Below are 24,551 nucleotides of genomic sequence, written 5' to 3'. Positions count from 1 at the left end.
CACATTTTTCAATTTTGATATAGGAGGTAAAAAGATGGTAGGAATTATCCTAGCAAGTCATGGAGAATTTGCTAACGGCATTTTGCAATCTGGTTCAATGATCTTCGGCGAACAAGAAAATGTTAAAGCTGTTACATTGATGCCAAGTGAAGGTCCAGATGACATCAAGGCAAAAATGCAAGAAGCAATTGCTACATTTGACGATCAAGAAGAAGTATTATTCTTAGTTGATCTTTGGGGTGGTACTCCTTTCAACCAAGCGAACAGCTTGTTTGAAGATCACAAAGACAAATGGGCAATCGTTGCTGGTATGAATTTACCAATGGTGATCGAAGCCTATGCTTCACGTTTTTCAATGAATACAGCGCATGAAATTGCTGCGCATATCGTTGAAACAGCTAAAGAAGGGGTCAAGGTCAAACCAGAAGAACTTGAACCAGAAGAAGCTTCAGCACCAAAAGCAGTGCAAGACGATCAACCTAAAGGATCACTTCCTCCGGGAACTGTTCTAGGCGATGGCAAAATCAAAATCGTACTTGCTCGTGTCGATTCACGTTTGTTGCATGGTCAAGTTGCTACAGCTTGGACAAAATCAGTGAATCCATCTCGGATCATCGTTGTTTCTGACGCGGTGGCAAAAGATGACTTGCGTAAAAAACTGATCGAACAAGCAGCTCCTCCAGGAGTAAAAGCGAACGTCATTCCAGTGGACAAAATGATTGAAGTTTCTAAAGACCCTCGTTTCGGGAATACGAAAGCTTTACTATTATTTGAAAACCCACAAGATGTATTACGTGCTGTTGAAGGTGGCGTTGATATAACTGAAGTGAACGTTGGTTCAATGGCTCACTCTGTTGGGAAAGTTGTTGTAAGTAAAGTATTGTCGATGGGTACAGATGATGTGAATACATTTGAAGATTTGAAAGAACGCGGCATCAAATTCGATGTGCGTAAAGTACCAAATGACTCTCGAGACAACATGGATGAAATCTTACGCAAAGCCAAAAATGAATTGGCAAATAAATAGAAACGTATTCAACTAAATAGGAGGTCTATCATGACTATTATATCTATGGTATTAGTAGTACTCGTTGCCTTTTTAGCTGGTATGGAAGGGATCTTGGATGAATTCCAATTCCATCAACCGCTAATCGCGTGTACTTTGATCGGTTTAGTGACCGGTAATTTGGAAGCATGTATCATTTTGGGCGGATCATTACAAATGATCGCACTTGGATGGGCAAATATCGGTGCCGCTGTTGCACCTGATGCTGCATTGGCGTCTGTCGCATCTGCAATTATTTTAGTTTTAGGTGGACAAGGAACTGCTGGTGTTGATACAGCGATTGCCGTTGCGATCCCTCTAGCTGTTGCTGGGTTGTTCTTGACAATGATCGTTCGTACATTGGCTGTGCCAATCGTTCACTTTATGGATGCTGCTGCTGAAGAAGGCAACATTCGTAAAATCGAAATGTGGCACGTGATCGCTGTATGTATGCAAGGGGTTCGTATTGCGATTCCTGCAGCTGCATTGTTGGCTATCCCTGCTGCAACTGTTCAAAACTTCTTAGAATCAATGCCTGCATGGTTAACTGATGGTATGGCTATCGGTGGTGGTATGGTTGTTGCCGTTGGTTACGCAATGGTTATCAACATGATGGCAACTCGCGAAGTATGGCCATTCTTTATTATCGGTTTCGTAATCGCAGCTATCTCTCAATTGACATTGATCGCTATCGGTGCCTTGGCAGTAGCAATCGCATTGATCTACTTGAACCTAACTAAAATGGGCGGATCATCAAATGGAGGCGGCGGCAGCAACACTGGCGACCCTCTAGGCGATATCTTGAATGACTATTAGAATCGAAGGAGGAGAAAAAAATGGCAGAAAAAATTCAATTAAATAAAAAAGATCGTTTAGCCGTAGCATGGCGCTCTACCTTCATTCAAGGTTCATGGAACTATGAACGTATGCAAAATGGTGGTTGGGCATTCTCAATGATTCCAGCAATCAAAAAATTATACAAAACAAAAGAAGACCGTGCCGCTGCTTTGAAGCGTCACTTAGAATTCTTTAATACTCACCCATATATCGCATCACCAATCTTAGGTGTAACTTTAGCGTTAGAAGAAGAACGTGCCAATGGCGCGCCTGTCGATGACGTAGCGATCCAAGGGGTAAAAGTTGGGATGATGGGTCCTTTAGCCGGTGTCGGTGACCCTGTGTTCTGGTTTACTGTACGTCCGATGTTAGGTGCATTAGGTGCTTCTCTTGCTTTAGGCGGAAACATCTTAGGCCCAATCATCTTCTTCGTTGCTTGGAACATCATCCGTTGGGCATTTATGTGGTACACACAAGAATTCGGCTACCGTGCTGGTTCTAAAATCACAGATGACCTTTCAGGTGGTTTGCTACAAGATGTAACAAAAGGTGCTTCTATTTTAGGGATGTTCGTATTAGGGTCACTTGTTCAACGTTGGGTATCGATTTCCTTTGCACCAGTTGTCTCAAGCGTACCGCTTGATGAAGGTGCTTATGTCGACTGGGCGAACTTGCCTTCTGGTTCAGCTGGTTTGCAACAAGCCTTCCAACAAGTAGCTGAAGGCCGTGCATTGACTGATACAAAAGTAACAACATTGCAAAACAACTTGGATCAATTGATTCCTGGTTTAGCTGCACTATTGCTTACTTTATTATGTATGTGGTTATTGAAGAAAAAAGTTTCTCCAATCGTCATTATTATCGGTCTATTCTTAGTCGGTATCGGTGGACACTTGATCGGATTGTTATAATCTTTTCAATGATAGGTGCTTGGGGAGACCCAAGCATCTTTTTATTTATTCGCCAAACATGCCGCAAACACGTATAATAGGTAACGATAAGACGATATAGAATGGAGTAAGTGCAAATGGTACAATCCCTTAATACAAAAGTTGATTTGACGATCGATGCTACGTCTTTTTTAGGTATCAATGAATACGGCAAAATAATGATCGGCGATAATGCCTTTGAGTTTTATAATGATCGTGACAAACGCAAGTTTATTCAAATTCCTTGGGAAGATGTCGACTATGTGATCGCTTCGGTCTTGTTCAAAGGACGCTGGATCCCACGGTATGCGATTCGGACCAAAAAGAATGGGACATATACCTTCTCATCAAAAGAACCAAAAAAAGTTCTTCGGGCAATTCGCGAATACGTTGACCCAGATCATATGGTCCATTCTCTTGGATTTTTCGATATCTTGAAACGGGCAATTACCCGTAGAAAATAACAAGAGAGCATATGTTTTTCCAATTGATTCTCAATATGTTACCCTTTTTATAAGAAAGTTTAGGAGGGGTTATTATGCACTTTTTATGGACATTGATCGTGGGAGCGGTCATCGGTTCAATCGGTGGCGCCATCGCAGGAGAAAAACGCGGTTGCATTTTTGATATCGTGGCAGGACTTGTGGGCGCATCAATCGGACAAGGCTTATTCGGCACTTGGGGACCGCAAGTGGCAGGAATGGCAATCGTGCCAGCAATCATTGGGGCAGTCATTTTCGTGGCTGTCGTATCATTCTTTTTGGGACGTAAAAGATAATTATCAAAGAAGCAATCCGTTGATTGGGTTGCTTTTTTTGTGGATTAAAGTTATCTAGAAAAGAACAACGAGAGAGCCAACTAGAGTCTTTTTAAAACACCATTCTTTAGGTTCGTATTGTTTGATTTTTTAGAAAACTTTTCGCTTACTTTCCGCTTTTTCTGGAAGTTTGTTATAATACTATCGTATAGAACAAGAAAGTAGGGAACGATACATGTTAAGAGTTGAAAAATTACGTGAAGCAATGAGAAAAGATTCGATTGATGGGTTCTTGATCACCAGCCCATACAATTTGCGTTACTTGACAAACTTTACTGGTACAACTGGTTTAGCAGTCATTACGTTGGACAAAGCTTTTTTTGTAACTGATTTCCGATATACAGAGCAAGCAGCTGCCCAAGCCCAAGGATTTGAGATCGTAAAAAATAGTGGACCGATTTTTGAAGAAGTTGCAACTATCTGCCAAAAGGAAGAAATCAATGTCTTAGCATTTGAAGAAAGTTTCGTCAGCTTTGCTGAATACTCCGTCTTAGAAGACTTGATTGAGGAATCCTCATTAGCTCCTGTATCTGGTATGATCGAGGCATTGCGGGAAGTCAAAGATGAGGAAGAGATCGCATTGATCCAACAAGCCTGCCATATCGCCGATCAAGGGTTCGAACATATTTTGAAAATGATCCGCCCAGGGATGACCGAAATCGAAGTGGCGAATCAGTTAGATTTCTTTATGCGTTCATTAGGTGCCACAAGCGTATCTTTTGAAACGATTGTGGCCAGTGGTCTTCGTTCAGCAATGCCCCATGGGGTTGCCAGTGAAAAAGTGATTGAACAAGGCGATCTGATCACGTTAGACTTTGGCTGTTACTATCAAGGCTATGTGTCTGATATGACCAGAACTTTTGCTGTGGGGGATCCTGGCGATAAATTGAAAGAAATCTATCAAATCGTGCTAGAAGCACAAGAAAAAGTCTTGGCAGCAGCAAAACCTGGAATGACCGGAATTGAGCTAGATGCGATCGCCCGGGATCACATAGCTTCCTTTGGCTACGGGGATGCTTTTGGTCATTCAACAGGCCATGGGATTGGTTTAGAAATCCACGAAGGACCAAATGTCTCCTTCCGTGCTGATAAAGCATTTGTTGTCGGAAACGTCATTACAGATGAACCAGGCATCTATCTTCCAGGAATTGGCGGCGTTCGTATCGAGGATGATCTTTTGATCACTGAAACTGGTAATAAAGTGTTGACACATTCACCGAAAGAATTGATCATTCTCTGATTCATCGACCTTGTTTTTCAGAAAATTCATTGAGAATAGTGGGTTATTATAGATTCTCAGTGCAGAAAATGATAAACTTAGAGCGAGAAGAAACACTGTGCCATGGATGTTATTGATTGAATCAAGCGCTGGCTTGCTTCAAACGGAAAAAACGAGCGATTTTTTTACAAACAATACGGTACAGCTGTTTAGAATGGAGGCAAAAACGTATGAATGAAGATAAAAACCTTGTATTAAATGCAAGTCCTGAATTAGGCGAAATCGTCATCGCGCCAGAAGTGATCGAGATCATTATTGGGATCGCTGCTTCTAAAGTGGAAGGTGTCTATGGGATGCGAGGAACACTGGCAAACAGTGTCACTGAATTACTAGGCCGCGCAGCTCATGGCAAAGGAGTCTACTTAACGATCGATGAAACAGGGATCAAAGTGGATATCTACTGCTATATCACTTATGGGATGTCAGTGCCTAAAGTGGCAATGGAGATCCAAGAACGGGTCAAACAGCAAGTCTTATTTATGACAGATGTGCAACTGGCTGAAGTAAATGTTCATGTTGTGGCAGTCGTGCCAGAAAAAGTAGATTTACCAGACATCGAAGAATTATTTGGAAACGACGAGGAAGAAAATGAGTAAAGAATTATCACGGCATGAAATACGGAAAATGGCGTTACAAGCTTTATTTCCACTAGACTTTAACAAAGATTTAACGAAACAAGATGCCATCATGCATGCCATCGAGTTGGAACACCATGAATTGATTGATGAAGAACAAGAGCATTTTGTCCCTGTTTATTTAGATCAATTAGTGGCAGGTGTCTGTCATTACAAAGAAGCCTTGGATGAAGTCATTCAAAGTCATCTAAAAGCCGGTTGGAAAATCCAGCGTTTATCAAAAATGGACGTGACGATTTTACGAATCGCTTTGTATGAAATGATCTATGTGGATAATGTGCCGAATCGTGTGGCTTTGAATGAAGCGATCGAATTAGCGAAAACCTTTAGTGACGATCAGTCAAGAAAGTTTGTCAACGGTATTTTATCGACAGTCAATCAAGAGCTAGAAACAAAAAACAACCAAGTAAGTGAGTAGTTTTCAGCCTTAACACTATCGAACAAAAGAAAACAGCCTTTATTCGATCGAGGCAGAAACCGAACGATTTATGAGCAACCGCCTTGTTTTGACGGTCCTGCTTGATCGTTCGGTTTTTTTGCATACACTTTGTCGGTTTGACCTCGTTTTTTCCGAAAAAAGGGAGCCTTAGACGGTGTTTTTCTTTTCAGAAAATGCTATGATAGAAAACATGAAGAAGCAGATCGACAAACGATTGGTGCGTTTCTTTTTACAAAATAAGTCAGTATAATCAGGTTGGAGGAGTTGTCAGAATGGGTACATTGATCAATGGAAAAGAATTGGCTGAAAAAATGCAAGCGGCGTTTCTTTCAGAGACAGCAACACTAAAAGAGCAGGGTGTGACACCGGGATTAGTTGTTTTACTTGTTGGAGAAGACAAAGCAAGCCAGACTTATGTGAAAAATAAAGAACTAGCTGCGGCGAAAATCGGCATCAATTCCCGTGTTGCCCGCTATCCTGAATCCATTACTGAGGCAGAATTATTAGCAGAAATCGAACAGTTCAATAACGATGATGCCTTTCACGGCATTTTGGTTCAACTTCCTTTGCCAAAACATATCAATGAAGAAAAAGTGCTGTTAGCCATCAAACCGGAAAAAGATGTCGACGGTTTTCATCCAATCAATTTAGGAAAATTATTTGCCGGTGTACCTGACCGAATTCCTTGTACCCCTTATGGCATCATGAAAATGTTTGCTGCGTATGGGATCGAATTGGAAGGGAAAAATGCTTTAGTTATCGGCCGCAGCAACATTGTCGGAAAACCGATGGCGCACTTGCTCTTAGGGGCAAATGCCACCGTGACTATTGCTCATTCAAAAACCAAAAATCTGCCTGAGTTAGCGAAGCAAGCGGACATTTTAGTCGTGGCGATCGGCCGCGGTCATTTTGTCACAAAAGACTTCGTAAAAGAAGGGGCCGTGGTGATCGATGTAGGAATGAATCGGGATGCCAATGGCAAGTTGATCGGCGATGTGAAATTTGATGAAGTCGAACCGATCGCTAGCTATATCACCCCGGTACCTAGAGGTGTAGGACCAATGACGATCACGATGTTGATGGCCCAAACGATCGAGGCAGCAAAGGAGACAATGAAAAACTAAATGGCGCAAGAATATTTAACGGTGACCGCATTAACAAAATATATCAAGCGTAAGTTTGACGTCGATCCGTATTTAGAGCGGGTTTATTTGACGGGGGAGATCTCTAATTTTCGTCGTCGCCCCAATCACCAATACTTTAGTTTAAAGGATGATGGTGCAAAAATTTCGACCGTCATGTTCAAGGGCGCTTTTGACAAGCTGCGCTTTCAACCAGAAGAGGGCATGAAAGTCATGGCGGTTGGACGTATCACCTTGTATGAGGCAAGCGGAAATTACCAGATGGTGATCGATCACATGGAACCAGACGGTGTCGGTGCCCTTTATCAAGCCTATGAACAATTAAAGCAGAAATTGGCAGCGGAAGGATTATTTTCTGCACCGAAGCAGTCGTTGCCGAAATACCCGAAACGCATCGCAGTCTTGACCAGTCCTAGTGGGGCGGTGATCAGAGATATCATCACGACGACCCAGCGGCGTTATCCCATTGCTCAGATCGTTTTGTATCCAACCGTGGTACAAGGCAACAAAGCCGCGGATGATGTGGTGAAAAATATCCAACGAGTCGAAGCCGATGGTACCTTTGATACTATGATCATCGGACGTGGGGGTGGGTCGATTGAGGACCTCTGGCCTTTCAATGAAGAACGAGTGGCAAGAGCCATTTTTGACGCAAAAACCCCCGTTATTTCTTCAGTGGGGCATGAAACTGATACGACAATTGCCGATTTAGTGGCGGATGTGCGGGCGGCAACTCCGACCGCAGCTGCCGAATTAGCAGTGCCCGTCCTATCAGAAGAGATTTTGCGGATCGAAGAAAGACAAGCCCGATTAGAGCAAGCTTTTATGCACCAGATCCAGTACAAACAAGAACGCTATCAGCGAGTGATTGGATCATATGTTTTTCGACAACCAGAGCGCTTGTATGAGGCACAGTCCATCAAACTCGATCAGTTGCAGCAGCGGATGCAGCAAGGTCTGCAAACCTTGCTTTATGACAAGGATCGCCATGCACAGCAATTGATTTCACGTTTAGCACAACAACAACCAAAAGCGCGATTGCAAGCTAGTAACCAAGAGGTCAGTTATCTTTCCCAACGCTTAATGAAAGCTATGAAAGATATTTATGCAGCAAAAGAAAATCAATTTGCAAATGCAGTCCAATCTCTTGATTTGCTAAGCCCACTGAAAATCATGGGTCGGGGCTACAGCTATACCACGAAAAATGAGCAGGTGATCAAATCGATTGATACGATCGAGCCAGAAGACCAGCTGACGATCCATTACCAAGATGGCCAAGCACTTGTCGAAGTTATTAGTACAGAAGGAGTTAATCATGGCAAATCCAATATTTGAAGAATCATTACAAGAATTAGAACAAATTGTAACCCGTTTGGAACAAGGGGATGTTCCCTTAGAAGAGGCACTAGATGCTTTTCAAAAAGGGATGGTTTTGAGTAAGCAATGCAAGGACACTTTGAGTAAAGCAGAAAAGTCCTTAACAAAAATGATGACAGAATCTAACGAAGAAGTGCCTTTTGAAGAGGAAAACCAATGAGTGCTTTAACAGAATTCACAAAAGAACACGCCCCATTGATTGAAGAAGTCATGGAGCGCTTTGTCAAAGAACACACCTCTGATCAACGATTGTTTAAAAGCATGCAGTATTCGATCCAAGCTGGCGGCAAACGTATTCGCCCGCTTTTATTGGCAGCAACAGTCGCCGCTTTTCACAAACCCGTCAATACCGCGGTGTACCAGTGTGCGGCAGCCCTAGAAATGGTGCATACGTATTCGCTGATCCATGATGATCTTCCAGCAATGGACAACGATGATCTGCGTCGAGGCAAACCTACCAACCATAAGGTTTTTGGTGAAGCTTTAGCGATTTTAGCTGGAGATGGTCTTTTGACGGCTGCATTTCAATTAGTCGCTATGGCGGAGATCGAAGCCAATCAAAAAGTCTTGCTGCTGCAGCAATTGAGTAAAGCGGCGGGAACACAAGGCATGGTCGCCGGCCAAGCAGCTGATATTCAAGGAGAAAACCAAGCCCTTAGTCTTGAGGAACTGATGTCCATTCATGAACGGAAAACTGGAGAATTGATCCGCTTTGCGGTGATTGCTGGAGGTGTCTTAGCCGACCAGACGGAAGAAGTTCTGCATGAATTGGATCGCTTTGCCCAGCATATTGGGTTAGCCTTTCAAATTCGCGACGATCTGCTGGATGCCACTAGTACGACCGAAGAGCTAGGCAAAGTTGTCCGTCGAGATGACGAATTGGCGAAAAGTACCTATCCTGCTTTACTTGGCTTAGCAGGCGCGCAGCAAGCCTTGACAGAAGAATTAGGCAAGGCCAAAGAAATTCTGGCGCAATTAAGTCAATACGGTCAATTTACGCCGGATGTTTTATTGGCATTTGTGGAACGATTTGAGATTCGAGGGAACGCATGAAGAAAGAACGAGTAGATGTTTTAGCTGTCCAGCAAGGCCTGTTTGAGACCCGAGAGCAAGCCAAACGGGGAGTGATGGCTGGATTGGTGTACAAAGAAAAAAATAATGAGCGCCTAGATAAGCCGGGAGAAAAAATTGCCGCAGATACACTGCTGCAGATCAAAGGCAAAAAGCTGCCTTATGTTTCTCGTGGTGGTCTCAAGTTAGAAAAAGCACTCAAAGTCTTTGATTTTGACGTAACCGATAAAATCATGTTAGACATCGGCGCATCCACCGGTGGTTTTACTGATGCGGCATTGCAAAATGGTGCCAAAAAAAGCTATGCATTGGATGTCGGTTACAATCAGTTAGCCTGGAAGCTGCGGCAAGATGAGCGAGTGATCGTAATGGAGCGGGTCAACTTCCGTTATGCAAAACCAACTGATTTTTTAGACGGTCTTCCAGATGCCGCTACGATCGATGTTTCTTTTATTTCACTTAAACTGATTTTACCCCCGCTGTATGATATTTTGGTAGCGGATGGCGAAGTGATGGCGCTGATTAAACCGCAATTTGAAGCGGGCAAAGAAGCAGTCGGGAAAAATGGGATCGTTCGTGATCCCAGAACCCATGAACGAGTTTTGGAGGAAGTACTAGCATTTGCTAAGAAAACAAATTTCGATGTCTTAAACCTAAGTTTTTCACCAATCACTGGTGGCGAAGGGAATATCGAGTTTATCGTACATTTAAAGAAAAGCCTGCAAGAAGGTACCGCAGCAGGGATCGATATCCCGAAAGTTGTTGCATCAGCACATGAGACCTTTCATCAACCAAAATAAAGAATGGAAGAGAGTGGACATTTTACTTGTCGGCTCTCTTTCTTTCTTGCGCAAAATAGGATAAAATTAGTAGGAATTCATTCAGGAGGAACAAGAGATGAGAAAAAAAGAACGGCATCGCTTGATTACACGATTGTTAAGTGAACAAGATATTCAGAAACAAGAAGATTTTGTCGAGTTGTTAAAAGATCGCGGCGTCTCAGTCACACAAGCAACAATATCAAGAGATATCAAGGAATTGAAGTTAGTAAAAGTTCCTTCCCAAAAAGGTGGCTATCGCTACAGTATCCCACAAGAGACAACGGAAGACGTGAGTGGTAAACTAGATAAAATCCTAAAAACGGCTTTTGTTTCTGTCGATCGAATGGACAAATTTGTGATCCTGCGCACACTGCCAGGTAATGCCTCGGCTTTGGCGAATTTAATCGATAAACGTTATGCCAAGGAATTATTTGGCACGTTAAACGATGATGACAACGTCTTGATGATCACTAGAACAGAAGCAGATACCGAGAACCTATTCAGGGATTTCCAACGTTACGTTTAGAAGAGGAGGCAAGGGATGCTTTTAGAATTGTCGATCCAAAATTTTGCGATTATTTCCAACTTGCACTTATCTTTCCATGAGGGAATGACGGCACTGACAGGTGAGACAGGTGCCGGGAAATCAATTATTATCGATGCGATGGGTTTGCTAGCAGGCGGTAGAGGTTCCAGCGACTATTTGCGTCAAGGAGCAGAGAAATGCCGTTTAGAAGGGATCTTCGAATGGCCGAATCAGCAGGAGTTCAAAGACTTGACCGCAGATTTAGGTATTGATGAAGAAGAAGTTTTGATCGTACAACGAGATATCTCTCAATCGGGGAAAAATATTTGTCGTGTCAATGGTCGAACCGTTACCTTGTCGGTTTTGCGTCAAATCGGTTTATTCTTGGTCGATATCCAAGGACAAAATGAGCATCAAGAGCTGCTGCAGCCAGAAAAACATTTGACCTTGATGGATGGGTTTGGGGATGATAGCTTTAAAGCGGAGCTTGCGGATTACCGTCAAGCCTATCAAAGCTATCGCTCTTTAGAAAAACACGTCAGGACCATTCAAGAAAATGAACAGCTATATGTCCAGCGAATGGACATGTTGCGTTTTCAACAAGAAGAAATCGCCCAAGCAGAATTGATGGAAAATGAAGAAGAACTGCTGATCGATGAACGAGAAAAACTGACCAATTATCAAAAAATCGTGGATGCTCTAGGGCAAAGCTATGGTGCCTTATCTGCCGAAGAAGTCAATAGCCTAGATGGGGTCAGTGTAGCTTTATCCGAGATCCAGTCAATCGCCCATCTTGATCCGGCTTACGAAAAAATCAGTGAAGTGATCCAAAGTGCGTATTACTTGTTGCAAGATGCAGCTACTGATATTTCGCGGCAAGTCGACAATCTTGAATTAGATGAAGGCCGACTGGAAGAAGTCATTTCGCGGCTGGAAACGATTCGTCAATTGAAGCGCAAATACGGGGAGTCGATTCCTGTGATTCTTGCTTACTATGATGAGATCAGTAAAGAAATCAGCGAGTCTGCCTATACAGAAGGTCAGTTGGAGCAATTAGAAGAAGAGCTTGCCCAAAAAGCTGAAGCAGTTTGGCAGCTGGCGGAAGCCTTGCACGTCAAACGACGTGAACTGGCTCATCGTTTAGAAAAAGAAATCGTTCAAGAGTTAAAAGAGCTGTATATGGAGCACGCACAATTTGAAGTACGGTTTGCACCTGGCTCAAAACAATTGAGTAGCAGCGGATTTGACACCGTAGAATTTTATTTGACCACAAATCCTGGTGAAGGCATGAAGCCGTTGGTGCGGGTTGCTTCTGGGGGAGAACTTTCACGGATCTTACTGGCCCTCAAATCAATTTTCTCTCGGAAACAAGGAATCACCAGTATTGTTTTTGACGAAGTTGATACTGGGGTTAGTGGCCGAGTAGCCCAAGCAATTGCTGAAAAAATCGCCAAGATCGCAGCCAATTCGCAAGTTTTGTGTATCACTCACTTGCCGCAAGTAGCTGCTGTAGCGGATAATCAATATTTTATTGAAAAAGCAATCCAAGAAGGACGGACAGAAACCCACGTCCGTAAACTATCTAAAGAAGAACGGGTGGCAGAGATCGCCCGTATGCTCTCAGGTGCAGAAATCACCGATTTAACGATCGAACATGCACGAGAACTATTGGCACTTGCACACCGATAAAAATTGGGAAACATTCGTAGAAAGATTCAGGAGATGATGGACCAGCAAGTTTCGTCTGCCATCCTTTCCTGATCTTCTTTTTTGCAGGAGGATATGATGAGAAAAAGAACAAAAGTTTTGATTGGTGTATTGGTCACCGTTGTTATTTTAACTATTGCCGGTTGGATCGGTTGGCAACAACTACACTACCCAGCAGTTGATGCTGCAGTCACAGCTGCGAAAGAGGCAGAAGATGAGGGGAATGCCCTTTATTTTGTTGGAGATGAAGAAAAGCCATTGGTTATTTTCTATCCCGGCGCCCTTGTCGATGCGGAAAGCTATAGTGTATGGGCAGCAGGTTTAGCGGAAAAAGGCTATCCTGTCGCGATCGTTAAAATGCCCTTTAACATGGCTGTTTTATCAGGCAATCGTGCAGAAGAGGTCTTGAAAGAAATTCCCCATAACTCCTATGTCATTGGTGGTCATTCATTAGGTGGGGTAATGGCGAGCCGTTTTGCAGCGAATCAATTGGCTGCAAACGACAAGGATTTAAAAGGGGTCTTTTTCTTCGCAAGCTATCCCGATGAAAAAGGGTCTTTGGCTGATCAGTCGATTTCTGTGCTATCGTTGACAGGGAGTCAAGATCAGGTGGTCAATCAAGAAAATTGGCAAGCTGCCCGCAGCTTCCTTCCAGAATCTACCACGTTCCAAACGATCGAAGGCGGCAATCATGCTGGCTTTGGTACCTATGGGTTACAAAAAGGAGAAGCCGCCGCTGATTTATCAAATGAAGCGCAGCAAAAAGCCATCGTTGTGCAGATGGCTGCGTGGCTAAGTGAATTAGAGTAAAAAAAGACGGCAGAAGATGCATAGAAATGCTTCTTTCTGCCGTTTCGATTCAACAGACATTTTGGGGAAATGTTGATGAAATCGTGAAAACGCTGAACATAACAACATATTGTACTTGATTGGGGAAGCAAGATTAATAATTATGTTCTTTTAAAATACGTTTCCTCTCACAGTATAGCATAGCATACCTTCTGGATGCACGTAATTTAATTAAGAAATTCTGTCATTTTTTTTACGAAACAGTTATTTTGAAAAAGAAAAAAAGCGTTTTAAATAAACGAACGGACGCTGTTCCAGAAAAAAAAGCAAATAATAATTTTCATTAAATTCAACTAATGGTAAAATGAAAATAATTGATTTTTAAGATCAATGACTTACGAAAGTACAAGGAGCGTTATGATGAAAAAATTTAAACTTCTAAGTCCTATTATCGGATTGGTTATTTTACTCTCAGGATGTGCAAGCTGGGCAGATAGAGGAGAATCGATCACCGCAGTCGGTTCCTCTGCTTTGCAGCCGCTAGTAGAAACAGTTGCAGAAGAATTTCAAAACTCAAATCCAGGACGGTTCATCAATGTCCAAGGAGGCGGAAGCGGAACCGGACTAAGTCAAGTCCAAGCCGGTGCAGTCGATATCGGAAATTCTGATTTGTTTGCGGAAGAAAAGCCAGGAATCGATGCTGATGCCCTTGTTGATCATCGGGTGGCAACGGTGGGAATCACACCAATCGTTAACAAAGGAGTTGGTATCACAGACATTTCCACAGAAGATCTAAAAAATATCTTCTTAGGAAAGATCACCAATTGGAGCGAAGTCGGTGGAAATGATCTGCCGATCGTTTTATTGAACCGGGCGACAGGTAGTGGTACGAGAAGCACGTTTGAAAAATGGATCATGGATGGCGAAACCGCTATTCCTTCTCAAGAGCAAGATTCTAGTGGGATGGTACGCTCGATCGTTTCTGATACACCAGGGGCTATTAGCTACGTTGCATTTTCTTATGTGACTGATGAAGTCAATGTCCTTTCAATTGATGGCGTTGAACCTACGATTGAAAATGTGACGACGAATGATTGGAAAGTTTGGGCGTATGAGCATATGTATACAAAAGGAGAACCAACCGGATTAACTGCTGAGTTTTTAGAATATATGCTTTCTGACGAAGTCCAAGAGCATATCGTTGGGGATCTAGGCTATATTCCAATTTCCATCATGCAGGTGGAAAGAGACTGGGAAGGCAACATTGTTGAATAATCTTTACACAAAATTTACACAAGCTTTAACAGAAATTGATGTTGAACCGATAAACTAATGGTTATGAGTTTAGTTTGATTTTTGAGGAGGAACCCTCGTGGAAAATGTAAAAGAAGTGTTAACAAAAAAATCTAAGCGCGCAAGAATGGAACAAAGAGGAAAACTAATCAGTTTTCTTTGTATCGCGTTGATTGTTTTGGTTGTGATCTCCATTTTTTATTTCGTTGCTAGCCGAGGATTAGCGACATTCTTTGTAGACAAAGTCAATGTGTTTGACTTTTTGTTTGGTACCCAATGGAATCCGAGTGCTGTGGGACCTGATGGACAACCGTTAGTTGGTGCCTTGCCGATGATTCTAGGATCGTTCTTCGTAACGTTCTTATCAGCGATCGTGGCAACACCTTTTGCCATCGGTGCAGCCGTCTTTATGGTAGAAATCTCACCTCGTAATGGAGAGAAGATCTTGCAGCCGGTCATCGAACTTTTAGTCGGTATCCCTTCAGTTGTTTATGGATTCATCGGTTTGTCTGTCGTTGTACCAGCAGTCCGCTCCGTTTTTGGCGGTACTGGTTTTGGGATCTTGGCAGGGACGTTTGTCCTGTTTATCATGATCTTACCGACAGTGACTACGATGACTGTCGACGCTTTGCGGGCAGTTCCACGGCATTATCGTGAAGCTTCGTTAGCTTTAGGTGCGACTCGCTGGCAAACGATTTACAAAGTTGTTTTACGAGCAGCTGTTCCTGGTATTTTAACAGCGGTTGTTTTTGGAATGGCGCGGGCGTTTGGTGAAGCATTGGCGATTCAAATGGTTATTGGTAATGCGGCATTGATGCCAACTAGCTTAGTGACACCAGCTTCAACATTGACTTCTATCCTAACGATGGGTATCGGAAATACGATCATGGGGACAGTCCAAAATAATGTTTTATGGTCATTAGCCTTGATCTTGTTATTGATGTCCTTACTATTTAACATTGTTATTCGCTTTATTGGGAAGAAAGGAGCCTTGAAATAATGAATGCAAAACGTTCAGATAAAATTGCTACCGGCGTCTTGTATGCCGTTGCTGGAATCATTGTTTTGATTTTGGCTTCCTTATTACTGTACATTTTGGTTCGGGGGGTTCCTCACATTAGCTGGGAATTTCTGACCTCTTCTTCAAAAGCGTATCAAGAAGGCGGCGGGATCGGCATCCAATTGTTCAATTCCCTTTACTTGCTTTTAGTAACAATGATCATTAGCTTCCCGATTTCTTTAGGAGCGGGGATCTACTTATCAGAGTATGCAAAGAAAAACTGGTTAACGGATATCATTCGGACATCGATCGAGATTTTGAGCTCACTGCCTTCAGTGGTTGTCGGTCTCTTTGGTTTCTTAGTCTTTGTTATTCAGTTTGGTTATGGCTTTTCAATTATTTCTGGTGCCTTGGCATTGACCTTCTTCAATTTGCCACTATTGACGAGAAATGTAGAAGAATCACTTCAAGCGATTCATTACACGCAACGTGAAGCAGGCTTGTCTCTTGGGTTGTCACGTTGGGAAACGGTCACACGCATCATTGTTCCAGAAGCAACACCAGGGATTTTGACTGGGGTCATTCTAAGTTCTGGTCGGATTTTTGGTGAAGCGGCAGCGCTGATCTATACTGCAGGACAAAGTGCACCGGCCCTTGATTTTACAAACTGGAATCCATTGAGTGTTTCCAGCCCGATCGGTCTTTTCCGACAAGCGGAGACGCTGGCAGTCCATATTTGGAAAATCAATACAGAGGGCACGATGCCTGATGGCGCACAAGTTTCAGCTGGAGCTTCGGCAGTATTGATCATTGCCGTCTTGCTATTTAACTTTGGCGCCCGTGCAGCTGGCAAACGGTTGTACAAGAAAATGACGTCAGCATAAGGAGAATGACAGTATGAACGATTACAATTGGGATGATCGAAATATCATTACCTTCGATAAACCAGAAGATGTGGCGCTTTATACCACTGACTTGCATGTATGGTATGGATCAAATGAAGCCATCAAAGGCATTGATCTACAATTTGAAAAGAATAAAATCACCGCATTGATCGGTCCCTCTGGTTGCGGAAAATCAACGTATCTGCGTTCCTTGAATCGAATGAATGACGGAATCGCAAATACGAGAGTCACAGGAAACATCATGTACAAAGGGGTCGACGTGAACACGAAAGAAGTCGATGTCTTCGAAATGCGTAAGCGGATCGGCATGGTTTTCCAACGACCAAACCCTTTCAGTAAATCGATCTATGACAACATCGCCTTTGCTTTGCGACGTCATGGAGAAAGAAACAAAAAGAAATTGGATGAAGCAGTCGAAACCAGCTTGAAACAAGCCGCACTTTGGGATCAAGTAAAGGACAGCTTAGACAAAAGTGCTTTGGCATTGTCCGGTGGACAGCAGCAACGTCTGTGTATCGCTCGAGCAATTGCGATGAAACCAGATATTTTGCTTCTAGATGAACCAGCTAGTGCCCTTGACCCCATCTCAACCGGGACAGTGGAAGAAACTCTTATCAACTTGAAAAACGACTATTCAATCATCATCGTGACCCACAACATGCAGCAAGCTGCTCGGATCAGCGATTATACCGCCTTTTTCTACTTAGGAAATGCGATCGAGTACGATGAGACCCGTAAGATATTTACTCGTCCAAAAATTAAAGCAACAGAAGATTACGTATCCGGTCATTTTGGCTGAGCCGATTCGATCAGTAAACGGAGGCAAAACAATGGCAGAAGAAATTATTACATCGAAAGATCTGCATTTATACTACGGAAAAAAAGAAGCATTAAAAGGAATCGACCTTTCCATCAAAAAAGGCGAGATCACTGCGATGATCGGTCCTTCAGGTTGTGGGAAATCGACCTACTTGCGTTCTCTTAATCGAATGAATGATTTGATCCCTGGTGTGACAATTACAGGAAGTGTTGTCTATAAAGGGAAAGACATTTATAGTCCGAAGCAAGACATCGTTGATTTGCGTAAAGAAATCGGAATGGTTTTTCAGCAACCGAATCCATTTCCCTTTTCAATTTACGAAAATGTGATTTATGGGTTAAAATTAAAAGGAGTCACGGACAAGGCGATTCTTGATAAGACGGTAGAGGAAAGCTTGAAAGCAGCGTCTGTCTGGGAAGATGTCAAAGATAAGCTTCACCAAAGTGCGCTATCTTTATCCGGTGGACAACAGCAGCGGGTATGCATCGCTCGGGTATTGGCTGTCGATCCAGAAATCATTTTGCTGGATGAACCAACCAGTGCGTTAGACCCAATTTCATCTGGGAAAATCGAGAATACCCTTTTGGCACTGAAAGAACGCTATACCATGATCATCGTGACTCACAACATGTCACAAGCTTCAAGAATCTCAGATAAAACCGCGTTCTTTTTGGACGGCAACTTGATCGAGTTTAATGACACGAAAAAAGTGTTCCTAAGTCCAAGCAAAAAAGAAACAGAAGATTATATCTCAGGAAGATTTGGTTAGGAGGAAAAGGGATGTTGCGTACACAGTTTGAAGAAGAATTATTAAATCTACACAATCAATTTTATGAGATGGGGATGCTAGTCAGCAGCGCGATCCACAAATCCGTACGAGCATATGTCAGACATGATAAAGCAATTGCTCAAGAAGTGATTGAAAATGATTTGGCGATCAACAATATGGAAGTTCGTTTGGAGAAAAAGAGCTTTGAAATGATTGCTTTGCAGCAACCAGTAACCACCGATCTACGAATGATCATTACTGTAATGAAAGCCAGCTCTGACTTGGAACGAATGGGAGACCATGCAGTATCGATCGCGAAGTCAACGATTCGGGTCAAAGGTGAAACACGGATCGCCGAAATCGAAAAAGAAATTTCTGATATGTCGGATTATGTGAAGAAAATGGTCGATAATGTTTTAGTTGCCTATGTAAAAACTGACCAAGAAGATGCCCGTATGATTGCCCAAATGGATGATCGGGTCAATGAGTATTACAAAGACATCTATTACAAAACGATCGAGAGTATGAAAGAAAATCCGGAAACCGTTGTTAGTGGAACCGATTATTTATCTGTTGCACAGTACTTAGAACGTATCGGTGACTACGTAACGAATATTTGTGAATGGATCGTGTATCTTGCTACTGGGAAAATCAGTGAATTGAATACAAACCGTACGGAAATGATTTAAGAAACCAGCTTAGGTTCTTGATCACTTATCTCTTTTAAAAGAGATGGGACAGACCGCCGAAAGAAGTTGACCTTTAAGGAGTAACTTCTCTCGGCGGTCTTTTTGATTTGGAAGAATCACTGAAATAGATGACGTGAACAAGATAGACAAATTATAAAATGGCTTCCCTAAAGATGGACAATGGAAATCGATTCTATCGTACCCGAATTTTTCAAGTTGAACCTTCTGCTCTTTTCATCCCCGACGCAGTGAAATGAACAATAGATCATTTACTCTAGCAGGCCTATTCCTCAAGGCTGCTATTAGCTGAAACTTTTGTTTCCAATGGTTTTTCGTGGTACTGTTAAGATAAGGAAGATCGTTTTGTGCCTAAAGTAATGAAGAAAAGTGCCGGTTCTGCTTGCCAATCTGCAGATTGAGAAAAACTTGGTACTTAAGACCTATGACACTTTTGCAAAAACAAGGCATAATAGGTTCGTAAGCTAAACTTGCAATCACACATTTGCTGAAGGAGGCAATTTCCATGAACGAAAGAGAACGTATATTGGATCTAGTAAAAAAAGGTGTGCTTTCTACAGAAGAAGCCTTAGATTTACTAGAAGGTATGGCAAAAGCCAAAGACGAAAAACAAATTAACAAAGCTGCTGCTGAGGTAACCGCGGATAAGAATGCGACAAGCCCATTTGATGATACTGAAAATGACGATGAGATGTTCACGTTTGACGGCGAAGAAAAACTTCGTCAAAACGAAGCGCAAGACAAAGAAAATCTTGAAAAGATTCTTGATGGCTTAGCAACGGAAGCCAACCAAGCATCTGCTGAGTTGGACGAAATCAATGCTGAAATTCTTGGCGTCAAAGAAGAATTAAAAGAAGCGCAAGAAACTCTGATGCAATTGAATACCAAAGAAGAATTGGATCAATTGTCAGAAGAGGAATTGGCAACACGTCATGAAACAGAAGCGACCATTACTGGCTTAGAAGAAACGTTAGATGGCTTAACCGAAGAAAAAGCAGAATTGGAAGCAAAACTAAAAAATATTCGCAAAGACCAATGGTCTCAAACGAAAGAGAAAATCTCTCAAAAATTAGATATTCCAGAAGATTGGAAAGAGCAAGCGACCGATACTATCAATCAAGTAAGTGAAAAAATGGTCGATGCCAGCACCCACTTCGGACACTTCTTGAAGAAAACGGTTCGAGCAGTAACGGATTCTGTTAACGACAACATGGAATGGAAAGATATCAACTTGAAAGTTCCCGGTGTTGCAGCGACGAAATTTGAACACACATTCAGCTATGACGAAACGGCAGCGACATTGATCGATGTGAAGTTAGCCAACGGCAATGTTTCCTTCCAATTATGGGATGAACCAGGTGTCAAAGTAGATGCCAAAATCAAACTATATGGTAAAATGGATGCGGCGGAGCCTTTCGATGCTTTTGAAGCAAGAAGCCAAATCAATGTCGATGATGAACGCATCTCCTTCCAAATTCCAAACAAACGCATTCGTGCCGATCTGGTTTTCTATTTACCAAAACGTACCTATGATCATGTGGCAGTAAAACTATTGAACGGAAATGTTACATTCAATGAATTGGATGCAAAAGATGTTTATACAAAATCAACAAATGGCAATATCGATTTCCGCAAAGTAAACGCATCGATGTTAGAGATTGAAGGCGTGAATGGAACGATCACTGTTCAAGAGGGTGAGATTTTAGATGCCATCATCGAAACAGTGAATGGCGACGTGACGTTGACAGCCACACCACAAAACACCGGTATTTCTTTAGTAAACGGCAATATCCGTGTGACCTACAAAGAAGAAACGGTCCAAAAATTAAACGCCAGCTCTGTAAATGGCAATGTTAAAGTAGCATTACCTGCAGGGATCGGTTTTGAAGGGATCGCCAAAACAAGTTTAGGTAGCATTAACAATCGCTTAAGTGAGATGGAAGTTGTACGGGAGAAAAAAGAACGCCTAAACCAACTATTGCAATTCCGTCGGGTTGCCGATAAAGTCGCACAAATCGATCTATCCACAACAACAGGAAATGTCTTTATCAAAGATACAGATAAATAAGAATAGTTGAGTATACACTCATTAAAGAAAAGAAGGAAGGTGTAGATAAATGAACAAAAAATTAACAAAATCAGCCAATAACGTTGTCATTACAGGGACTCTAGGGGGTCTGGCAGAATACTTACGAATTGATCCAACTATCGTTCGCGTGATCTATGTCTTTCTATCTTTAGTGACTGCTGCGTTTCCTGGAATCACTTTATATATCATCATGGCGGTCTTGATTCCTTCAGGACGCAAGAGCACCTCAGGATATGGTCATGACAATCGATATTACAAACAAAACAAATACAATGAAGCAAATCGTCCCCGTAAAGAAGCGGAAAAGGTAGAGGATGAGGACTGGAGTGACTTCTAGTGTCTTATTTTCAACGGCTTATCATGAATACACTGACGTTTGTCACATTGGCGGTTCTATTACCAAATATGATCCACGTTCAAAGTATTATGACTGCAGTGATCGCCAGTTTTGTACTGTCGATCCTGAATGCTTTGATTAAACCAATTCTGATCGTCATTTCATTTCCATTGACTTTACTGACGCTTGGGTTTTTCACCTTTGTGATCAATGCGCTCATGCTGAATTTGACTTCGTATTTTGTTGGGTCAGCCAACTTCGGCTTTTCCTCGTTTGGGGCTGCTTTATTAGTGGCACTGATCATGTCAGTGATCAATATGATCGTGACCGAACACCATATCGAAAAATATTCACGTTAAAAAGACGTTTCACGTTTTCTCCTACTAGCTACGAAGCTAGTGGAGAAACGGAAACGTCTTTTTTTAGTTTAACTGTTCTTCTTTGATGGCTGACAGATACGTATCTACTGCCTGTAACGTTTCATCAAGCGCTCCTTTTTCAAAAGGTGAACGTAGATGAGCCAGAGCCAGGATCTCAAGAAATGTTTTCGTGCCGCCGACTTCGCAAATGGCCAAATAATCTTGCCAAGCGGTTTCGTCTTTTGCCACGATGAATCGATACCAAAATTGGAACGCACACACTTGTGCCAATGTGTAATCGATATAGTAGAAAGGTGATTCAAAAATATGCCCCTGTCTGAACCAATACAAGCCACGATCAAGGTCTGGATACTCTGAATAATCCCGTTCTGGACAGTATTGGCGCTCTAATTCCCGCCAACGGGCTTTGCGCTGTGCTGGTGACCACTCAGGATGCTCATAAACCTCTTGTTGGAAGTGATCCACTAAAACGCCATAAGGCAGAAATTGCAGGCTGCTAGCAAGATGCGCAAATTTGTATTTTTCTGTTTCTTCTTCGAAAAAGGCATCCATCCATGGCCAGGCGATAAACTCCATCGACATTGAATGGATCTCGCAAGATTCATAATTGGGAAAGAGAATTTCCGGTTCTTTGATCCAACGAGAGCGAAAGGCTTGAAAGGCGTGGCCAGCTTCGTGGGTCAAAACATCGACATCGCCCGAAGTACCGTTAAAGTTGGCAAAGATAAATGGCGCTTGATAGTCTTGGATAAAGGTACAGTAGCCGCCAGATTGTTTGCCTTTTTTGCTTAGTAGATCAAGTAGGTCATGCTCGACCATAAAATCAAAAAATTCGCCAGTTTCAGGGGATAGTTCCTGATACATCACACGGGCTTTTTCTACTAGTTCTTCAGGAGTTCCTTTAGGCTCTGCGTTACCACTAGGATAAACAAGTGGCAAGTCGGTAAAGGTTGCCTGAGTCAATTGATTACGCTGCGCCTGTCTTTGGTACAGCTTTTGGGTAATTGGGACGACTTTTTCTAAAATTTCCCGACGATAGGTCTCGATCATTGAACGATCATAGTCCCAACGATTCATTTGGGTATCCGCAAAGGCAACATAATTTTCAAAGCCGAGCTTGTGGGCGATCTTAGTACGAACCTTGACCATCTCGTCATAAATTTGGTCAAAACGTTCTTCATTTTCCGTGAAGAAAGCCGTTTGTTTTTCAAATGCTTCTTTACGAACGCTGCGATCTTTATTTTCGGTAAATGGTCGCAGTTGTGCGAGGGTATAGGTTTCTCCTTGGAAGTCGATTTGGGCAGAAGCGACCAATTTGCTGTAATCGGAAGCCAATTGGTTTTCTTTTTGAAACAATTCGATCAAGGCATCATCAAAAAGCTTCACGCGGCTTTCGGCAAACAAGAAAAGTGTTTCTGGATATTCGGCTTTTAATTCATCTAAGACCGGTGAAGCCAAGAGTGCTTGATAGAATTGAAAATCCAGAGCTTCAAAATGAGGCTGGTATTCATTCCAGAAGGTATCTTCTGTTTCATAAAAGGCATCGTTGGTATCGATCGAATAACGGATCGAAGCCAAGTTCATTGCGGTATCGATCGTTCCTCTTAGTTCGTTCAAAGCATCAAGAGCTTGCTTCGCCTCCGAGAAGGTATCGGCTGACTGAAGGTTTGCTAATGCTTTTTTGAATGTTTCTTGATAGACTGGAAAATCAGGGCGTTGATACGTGTATGCTGAAAATTTCATTAAAAATCCCTCCTTAGTAAAATAATAACACAAACGAAAAAGAATGAGGACTTCTATTGGCGAAGGTAGTAACTTTACTGATAGAATGATAAAATAGAACCAGAGTGTCGTTTACAAGAAGCAGCGGCAAGAATCATTGAGAAAAGAGGGGAAACCTATGGCAGAAACCGTCAAAGTCAGCGAGCTGGCGGAGGCTTTAAATTTAGAGATAGTTGAAGGAACTGAAAACAGTTTAGAAAGAGAAATCATTACCGGCGATATTTCCCGACCTGGTTTGGAATTGACGGGTTATTTTAATTACTATTCCCATGATCGTCTGCAATTATTCGGCAGCAAAGAGATCACCTTTGCGGAACGAATGATGCCAGAAGAACGCTTGATGGTGATGCGCAAAATGTGTGCCGATGATACACCGGGATTTATTGTTTCTCGCGGCTTGGAAGTACCAGCAGAAATGATTCAAGCCTGCAAAGAACATGAGATTACGATTCTACGTTCGCCCATCTCAACGTCACGTCTGCAAGGAGAGCTTTCTAGTTTTCTCGATGGGCGTTTAGCAACAAGAACCAGTGTCCATGGGGTATTAGTGGATGTCTATGGCTTGGGCGTTTTGATCCAAGGCGATAGCGGAATTGGTAAAAGCGAAACAGCATTAGAGTTGATCAAACGTGGGCATCGGTTGATCGCTGATGACCGTGTGGATGTGTATAAGCAAGATGAGTTGACTTTGGTGGGGGAACCGCCGAAAATCTTGCAACACTTGATCGAGATCCGGGGAATCGGGATCATCGATGTCATGAATCTTTTTGGTGCCAGTGCCGTACGAGGGTATATGCAGGTTCAAGTAGCGGTGTATTTAGAAGCTTGGGCGAAAGACAAAAAGTATGATCGACTAGGAACCGATGATACGACGGTTGAAATTGGTGGCGTTGATGTACCACAAATCAAAATCCCCGTGAAAACTGGTCGAAATGTTGCGATCATTATCGAAGTTGCTGCCATGAATTTCCGGGCGAAAACGATGGGTTATGATGCAACGAAGACCTTTGAAAATCGATTGACGCAATTGATCGAAGAAAATTCTGGAAACTAGA

27 protein-coding genes are annotated in these 24,551 nt (G+C 42.5%); 26 read left to right on the top strand and 1 reads right to left on the bottom strand.

The window, feature by feature from the left end; genetic code table 11:
* Positions 1-34: 34 nt before the first annotated feature.
* The 25 genes from IGJ42_RS09825 to IGJ42_RS09705 all read left to right on the top strand — a co-directional run bounded on the left by IGJ42_RS09825 (position 35) and on the right by IGJ42_RS09705 (position 21,693).
* Positions 35-1,027 carry a mannose/fructose/sorbose PTS transporter subunit IIA gene (locus IGJ42_RS09825; RefSeq protein WP_008378493.1) on the top strand — a complete coding sequence of 331 codons (993 nt, stop codon included), beginning with the start codon at positions 35-37 and terminating at the stop codon, positions 1,025-1,027.
* A 30-nt stretch (positions 1,028-1,057) separates the two neighbouring features.
* The gene (locus IGJ42_RS09820) at positions 1,058-1,861 is read left to right on the top strand and encodes a PTS mannose/fructose/sorbose transporter subunit IIC (RefSeq protein WP_008378492.1); all 804 of its coding nucleotides are present in this window, start codon (positions 1,058-1,060) and stop codon (positions 1,859-1,861) included.
* Positions 1,862-1,881: 20 nt separating this feature from the next.
* The gene (locus tag IGJ42_RS09815; RefSeq protein WP_005235347.1) at positions 1,882-2,793 is read left to right on the top strand and encodes a PTS system mannose/fructose/sorbose family transporter subunit IID; all 912 of its coding nucleotides are present in this window, start codon (positions 1,882-1,884) and stop codon (positions 2,791-2,793) included.
* Positions 2,794-2,909: 116 nt separating this feature from the next.
* Positions 2,910-3,275 (top strand): DUF956 family protein, encoded by a 366-nt coding sequence (locus tag IGJ42_RS09810; protein ID WP_005235348.1) that lies wholly within the window; start codon positions 2,910-2,912, stop codon positions 3,273-3,275.
* Positions 3,276-3,349: 74 nt separating this feature from the next.
* Positions 3,350-3,589 carry a GlsB/YeaQ/YmgE family stress response membrane protein gene (locus tag IGJ42_RS09805; RefSeq protein ID WP_005225767.1) on the top strand — a complete coding sequence of 80 codons (240 nt, stop codon included), beginning with the start codon at positions 3,350-3,352 and terminating at the stop codon, positions 3,587-3,589.
* Positions 3,590-3,803: 214 nt separating this feature from the next.
* On the top strand, positions 3,804-4,868 hold the full coding sequence (locus IGJ42_RS09800; protein WP_005235349.1) for a M24 family metallopeptidase: 1,065 nt from the start codon (positions 3,804-3,806) through the stop codon (positions 4,866-4,868).
* A gap of 209 nt (positions 4,869-5,077) precedes the next feature.
* Entirely contained in the window at positions 5,078-5,503 is a 426-nt protein-coding gene (locus tag IGJ42_RS09795) for an Asp23/Gls24 family envelope stress response protein (protein WP_005225770.1), read from the top strand.
* A complete protein-coding gene (gene nusB / locus IGJ42_RS09790; protein ID WP_005235350.1) occupies positions 5,496-5,960 on the top strand; it encodes a transcription antitermination factor NusB in 465 nt (154 codons plus the stop codon). The genes IGJ42_RS09795 and nusB overlap by 8 nt, the downstream gene beginning before the upstream one ends.
* A 293-nt stretch (positions 5,961-6,253) precedes the next feature.
* The gene (locus IGJ42_RS09785; RefSeq protein ID WP_005235351.1) at positions 6,254-7,105 is read left to right on the top strand and encodes a bifunctional methylenetetrahydrofolate dehydrogenase/methenyltetrahydrofolate cyclohydrolase; all 852 of its coding nucleotides are present in this window, start codon (positions 6,254-6,256) and stop codon (positions 7,103-7,105) included.
* Entirely contained in the window at positions 7,106-8,458 is a 1,353-nt protein-coding gene (gene xseA, locus IGJ42_RS09780) for an exodeoxyribonuclease VII large subunit (RefSeq protein WP_005235354.1), read from the top strand.
* A complete protein-coding gene (locus tag IGJ42_RS09775; RefSeq protein WP_086299366.1) occupies positions 8,439-8,660 on the top strand; it encodes an exodeoxyribonuclease VII small subunit in 222 nt (73 codons plus the stop codon). The genes xseA and IGJ42_RS09775 overlap by 20 nt, the downstream gene beginning before the upstream one ends.
* Positions 8,657-9,553, top strand: coding sequence for a polyprenyl synthetase family protein (locus IGJ42_RS09770; RefSeq protein WP_005235358.1), 897 nt, complete (start codon positions 8,657-8,659; stop codon positions 9,551-9,553). Before IGJ42_RS09775 ends, IGJ42_RS09770 begins: the two co-directional genes overlap by 4 nt.
* The gene (locus tag IGJ42_RS09765; RefSeq protein WP_005235360.1) at positions 9,550-10,371 is read left to right on the top strand and encodes a TlyA family RNA methyltransferase; all 822 of its coding nucleotides are present in this window, start codon (positions 9,550-9,552) and stop codon (positions 10,369-10,371) included. Before IGJ42_RS09770 ends, IGJ42_RS09765 begins: the two co-directional genes overlap by 4 nt.
* Positions 10,372-10,468: 97 nt before the next feature.
* Positions 10,469-10,918, top strand: coding sequence for an arginine repressor (gene argR, locus IGJ42_RS09760; protein ID WP_005235362.1), 450 nt, complete (start codon positions 10,469-10,471; stop codon positions 10,916-10,918).
* Positions 10,919-10,933: 15 nt separating this feature from the next.
* The gene (gene recN, locus IGJ42_RS09755; protein WP_005235363.1) at positions 10,934-12,607 is read left to right on the top strand and encodes a DNA repair protein RecN; all 1,674 of its coding nucleotides are present in this window, start codon (positions 10,934-10,936) and stop codon (positions 12,605-12,607) included.
* A 96-nt stretch (positions 12,608-12,703) separates the two neighbouring features.
* Positions 12,704-13,435: an alpha/beta hydrolase gene (locus tag IGJ42_RS09750; protein ID WP_172634716.1), complete on the top strand. Its 732-nt coding sequence runs from the start codon at positions 12,704-12,706 to the stop codon at positions 13,433-13,435.
* Between the two features lie 399 nt (positions 13,436-13,834).
* Positions 13,835-14,689 carry a phosphate ABC transporter substrate-binding protein PstS gene (locus tag IGJ42_RS09745; RefSeq protein WP_008378479.1) on the top strand — a complete coding sequence of 285 codons (855 nt, stop codon included), beginning with the start codon at positions 13,835-13,837 and terminating at the stop codon, positions 14,687-14,689.
* Between the two features lie 97 nt (positions 14,690-14,786).
* On the top strand, positions 14,787-15,707 hold the full coding sequence (gene pstC / locus IGJ42_RS09740) for a phosphate ABC transporter permease subunit PstC (protein WP_005235375.1): 921 nt from the start codon (positions 14,787-14,789) through the stop codon (positions 15,705-15,707).
* A complete protein-coding gene (gene pstA / locus IGJ42_RS09735) occupies positions 15,707-16,591 on the top strand; it encodes a phosphate ABC transporter permease PstA (RefSeq protein WP_008378478.1) in 885 nt (294 codons plus the stop codon). The genes pstC and pstA overlap by 1 nt, the downstream gene beginning before the upstream one ends.
* 13 nt (positions 16,592-16,604) lie before the next feature.
* Entirely contained in the window at positions 16,605-17,411 is an 807-nt protein-coding gene (pstB, locus tag IGJ42_RS09730; RefSeq protein WP_005225783.1) for a phosphate ABC transporter ATP-binding protein PstB, read from the top strand.
* A 31-nt stretch (positions 17,412-17,442) separates the two neighbouring features.
* The gene (gene pstB / locus IGJ42_RS09725; RefSeq protein WP_005235379.1) at positions 17,443-18,201 is read left to right on the top strand and encodes a phosphate ABC transporter ATP-binding protein PstB; all 759 of its coding nucleotides are present in this window, start codon (positions 17,443-17,445) and stop codon (positions 18,199-18,201) included.
* 11 nt (positions 18,202-18,212) lie between these two features.
* Positions 18,213-18,890 (top strand): phosphate signaling complex protein PhoU, encoded by a 678-nt coding sequence (phoU, locus tag IGJ42_RS09720; protein WP_008378477.1) that lies wholly within the window; start codon positions 18,213-18,215, stop codon positions 18,888-18,890.
* Between the two features lie 523 nt (positions 18,891-19,413).
* The gene (gene liaX / locus IGJ42_RS09715; protein WP_016612240.1) at positions 19,414-20,976 is read left to right on the top strand and encodes a daptomycin-sensing surface protein LiaX; all 1,563 of its coding nucleotides are present in this window, start codon (positions 19,414-19,416) and stop codon (positions 20,974-20,976) included.
* A 49-nt stretch (positions 20,977-21,025) separates the two neighbouring features.
* On the top strand, positions 21,026-21,334 hold the full coding sequence (locus IGJ42_RS09710) for a PspC domain-containing protein (RefSeq protein WP_086332457.1): 309 nt from the start codon (positions 21,026-21,028) through the stop codon (positions 21,332-21,334).
* Positions 21,334-21,693: a phage holin family protein gene (locus IGJ42_RS09705; protein ID WP_005225788.1), complete on the top strand. Its 360-nt coding sequence runs from the start codon at positions 21,334-21,336 to the stop codon at positions 21,691-21,693. The genes IGJ42_RS09710 and IGJ42_RS09705 overlap by 1 nt, the downstream gene beginning before the upstream one ends.
* Before the next feature lie 63 nt (positions 21,694-21,756).
* On the opposite strand, the gene IGJ42_RS09700 is transcribed toward IGJ42_RS09705, so the two are convergent.
* On the bottom strand, positions 21,757-23,457 hold the full coding sequence (locus IGJ42_RS09700) for a M3 family oligoendopeptidase (protein WP_086332456.1): 1,701 nt from the start codon (positions 23,455-23,457) through the stop codon (positions 21,757-21,759).
* 157 nt (positions 23,458-23,614) lie between these two features.
* On the opposite strand from IGJ42_RS09700, the gene hprK reads away from it, so the two are divergent.
* Positions 23,615-24,550, top strand: coding sequence for an HPr(Ser) kinase/phosphatase (hprK, locus tag IGJ42_RS09695; RefSeq protein ID WP_005235388.1), 936 nt, complete (start codon positions 23,615-23,617; stop codon positions 24,548-24,550).
* The last annotated feature ends 1 nt before the right edge of the window (position 24,551 follow it).

The sequence above is a fragment of the Enterococcus sp. DIV1067f genome, from assembly GCF_050543505.1.
Lineage (GTDB): Bacteria > Bacillota > Bacilli > Lactobacillales > Enterococcaceae > Enterococcus_D > Enterococcus_D entomosocium.
Note: the sequence above shows the minus strand (reverse complement) of the source record. Positions and strands in the feature narration are given on the sequence as shown.

What these genes read in the sequence shown, in the direction of transcription:
- liaX (WP_016612240.1), top strand. Translation starts at nt 19,414, where the DNA reads ATGAACGAAAGAGAACGTATATTGGATCTAGTAAAAAAAGGTGTGCTT.
- IGJ42_RS09785 (WP_005235351.1), top strand. Translation starts at nt 6,254, where the DNA reads ATGGGTACATTGATCAATGGAAAAGAATTGGCTGAAAAAATGCAAGCG.
- IGJ42_RS09810 (WP_005235348.1), top strand. Translation starts at nt 2,910, where the DNA reads ATGGTACAATCCCTTAATACAAAAGTTGATTTGACGATCGATGCTACG.
- IGJ42_RS09745 (WP_008378479.1), top strand. Translation starts at nt 13,835, where the DNA reads ATGAAAAAATTTAAACTTCTAAGTCCTATTATCGGATTGGTTATTTTA.
- IGJ42_RS09800 (WP_005235349.1), top strand. Translation starts at nt 3,804, where the DNA reads ATGTTAAGAGTTGAAAAATTACGTGAAGCAATGAGAAAAGATTCGATT.
- argR (WP_005235362.1), top strand. Translation starts at nt 10,469, where the DNA reads ATGAGAAAAAAAGAACGGCATCGCTTGATTACACGATTGTTAAGTGAA.
- pstB (WP_005225783.1), top strand. Translation starts at nt 16,605, where the DNA reads ATGAACGATTACAATTGGGATGATCGAAATATCATTACCTTCGATAAA.
- IGJ42_RS09775 (WP_086299366.1), top strand. Translation starts at nt 8,439, where the DNA reads ATGGCAAATCCAATATTTGAAGAATCATTACAAGAATTAGAACAAATT.
- IGJ42_RS09825 (WP_008378493.1), top strand. Translation starts at nt 35, where the DNA reads ATGGTAGGAATTATCCTAGCAAGTCATGGAGAATTTGCTAACGGCATT.
- IGJ42_RS09765 (WP_005235360.1), top strand. Translation starts at nt 9,550, where the DNA reads ATGAAGAAAGAACGAGTAGATGTTTTAGCTGTCCAGCAAGGCCTGTTT.
- IGJ42_RS09700 (WP_086332456.1), bottom strand. Translation starts at nt 23,457, where the DNA reads ATGAAATTTTCAGCATACACGTATCAACGCCCTGATTTTCCAGTCTAT.
- nusB (WP_005235350.1), top strand. Translation starts at nt 5,496, where the DNA reads ATGAGTAAAGAATTATCACGGCATGAAATACGGAAAATGGCGTTACAA.
- hprK (WP_005235388.1), top strand. Translation starts at nt 23,615, where the DNA reads ATGGCAGAAACCGTCAAAGTCAGCGAGCTGGCGGAGGCTTTAAATTTA.
- IGJ42_RS09750 (WP_172634716.1), top strand. Translation starts at nt 12,704, where the DNA reads ATGAGAAAAAGAACAAAAGTTTTGATTGGTGTATTGGTCACCGTTGTT.
- phoU (WP_008378477.1), top strand. Translation starts at nt 18,213, where the DNA reads ATGTTGCGTACACAGTTTGAAGAAGAATTATTAAATCTACACAATCAA.
- IGJ42_RS09770 (WP_005235358.1), top strand. Translation starts at nt 8,657, where the DNA reads ATGAGTGCTTTAACAGAATTCACAAAAGAACACGCCCCATTGATTGAA.
- IGJ42_RS09815 (WP_005235347.1), top strand. Translation starts at nt 1,882, where the DNA reads ATGGCAGAAAAAATTCAATTAAATAAAAAAGATCGTTTAGCCGTAGCA.
- xseA (WP_005235354.1), top strand. Translation starts at nt 7,106, where the DNA reads ATGGCGCAAGAATATTTAACGGTGACCGCATTAACAAAATATATCAAG.
- recN (WP_005235363.1), top strand. Translation starts at nt 10,934, where the DNA reads ATGCTTTTAGAATTGTCGATCCAAAATTTTGCGATTATTTCCAACTTG.
- IGJ42_RS09805 (WP_005225767.1), top strand. Translation starts at nt 3,350, where the DNA reads ATGCACTTTTTATGGACATTGATCGTGGGAGCGGTCATCGGTTCAATC.
- IGJ42_RS09820 (WP_008378492.1), top strand. Translation starts at nt 1,058, where the DNA reads ATGACTATTATATCTATGGTATTAGTAGTACTCGTTGCCTTTTTAGCT.
- pstB (WP_005235379.1), top strand. Translation starts at nt 17,443, where the DNA reads ATGGCAGAAGAAATTATTACATCGAAAGATCTGCATTTATACTACGGA.
- IGJ42_RS09795 (WP_005225770.1), top strand. Translation starts at nt 5,078, where the DNA reads ATGAATGAAGATAAAAACCTTGTATTAAATGCAAGTCCTGAATTAGGC.
- IGJ42_RS09710 (WP_086332457.1), top strand. Translation starts at nt 21,026, where the DNA reads ATGAACAAAAAATTAACAAAATCAGCCAATAACGTTGTCATTACAGGG.
- pstA (WP_008378478.1), top strand. Translation starts at nt 15,707, where the DNA reads ATGAATGCAAAACGTTCAGATAAAATTGCTACCGGCGTCTTGTATGCC.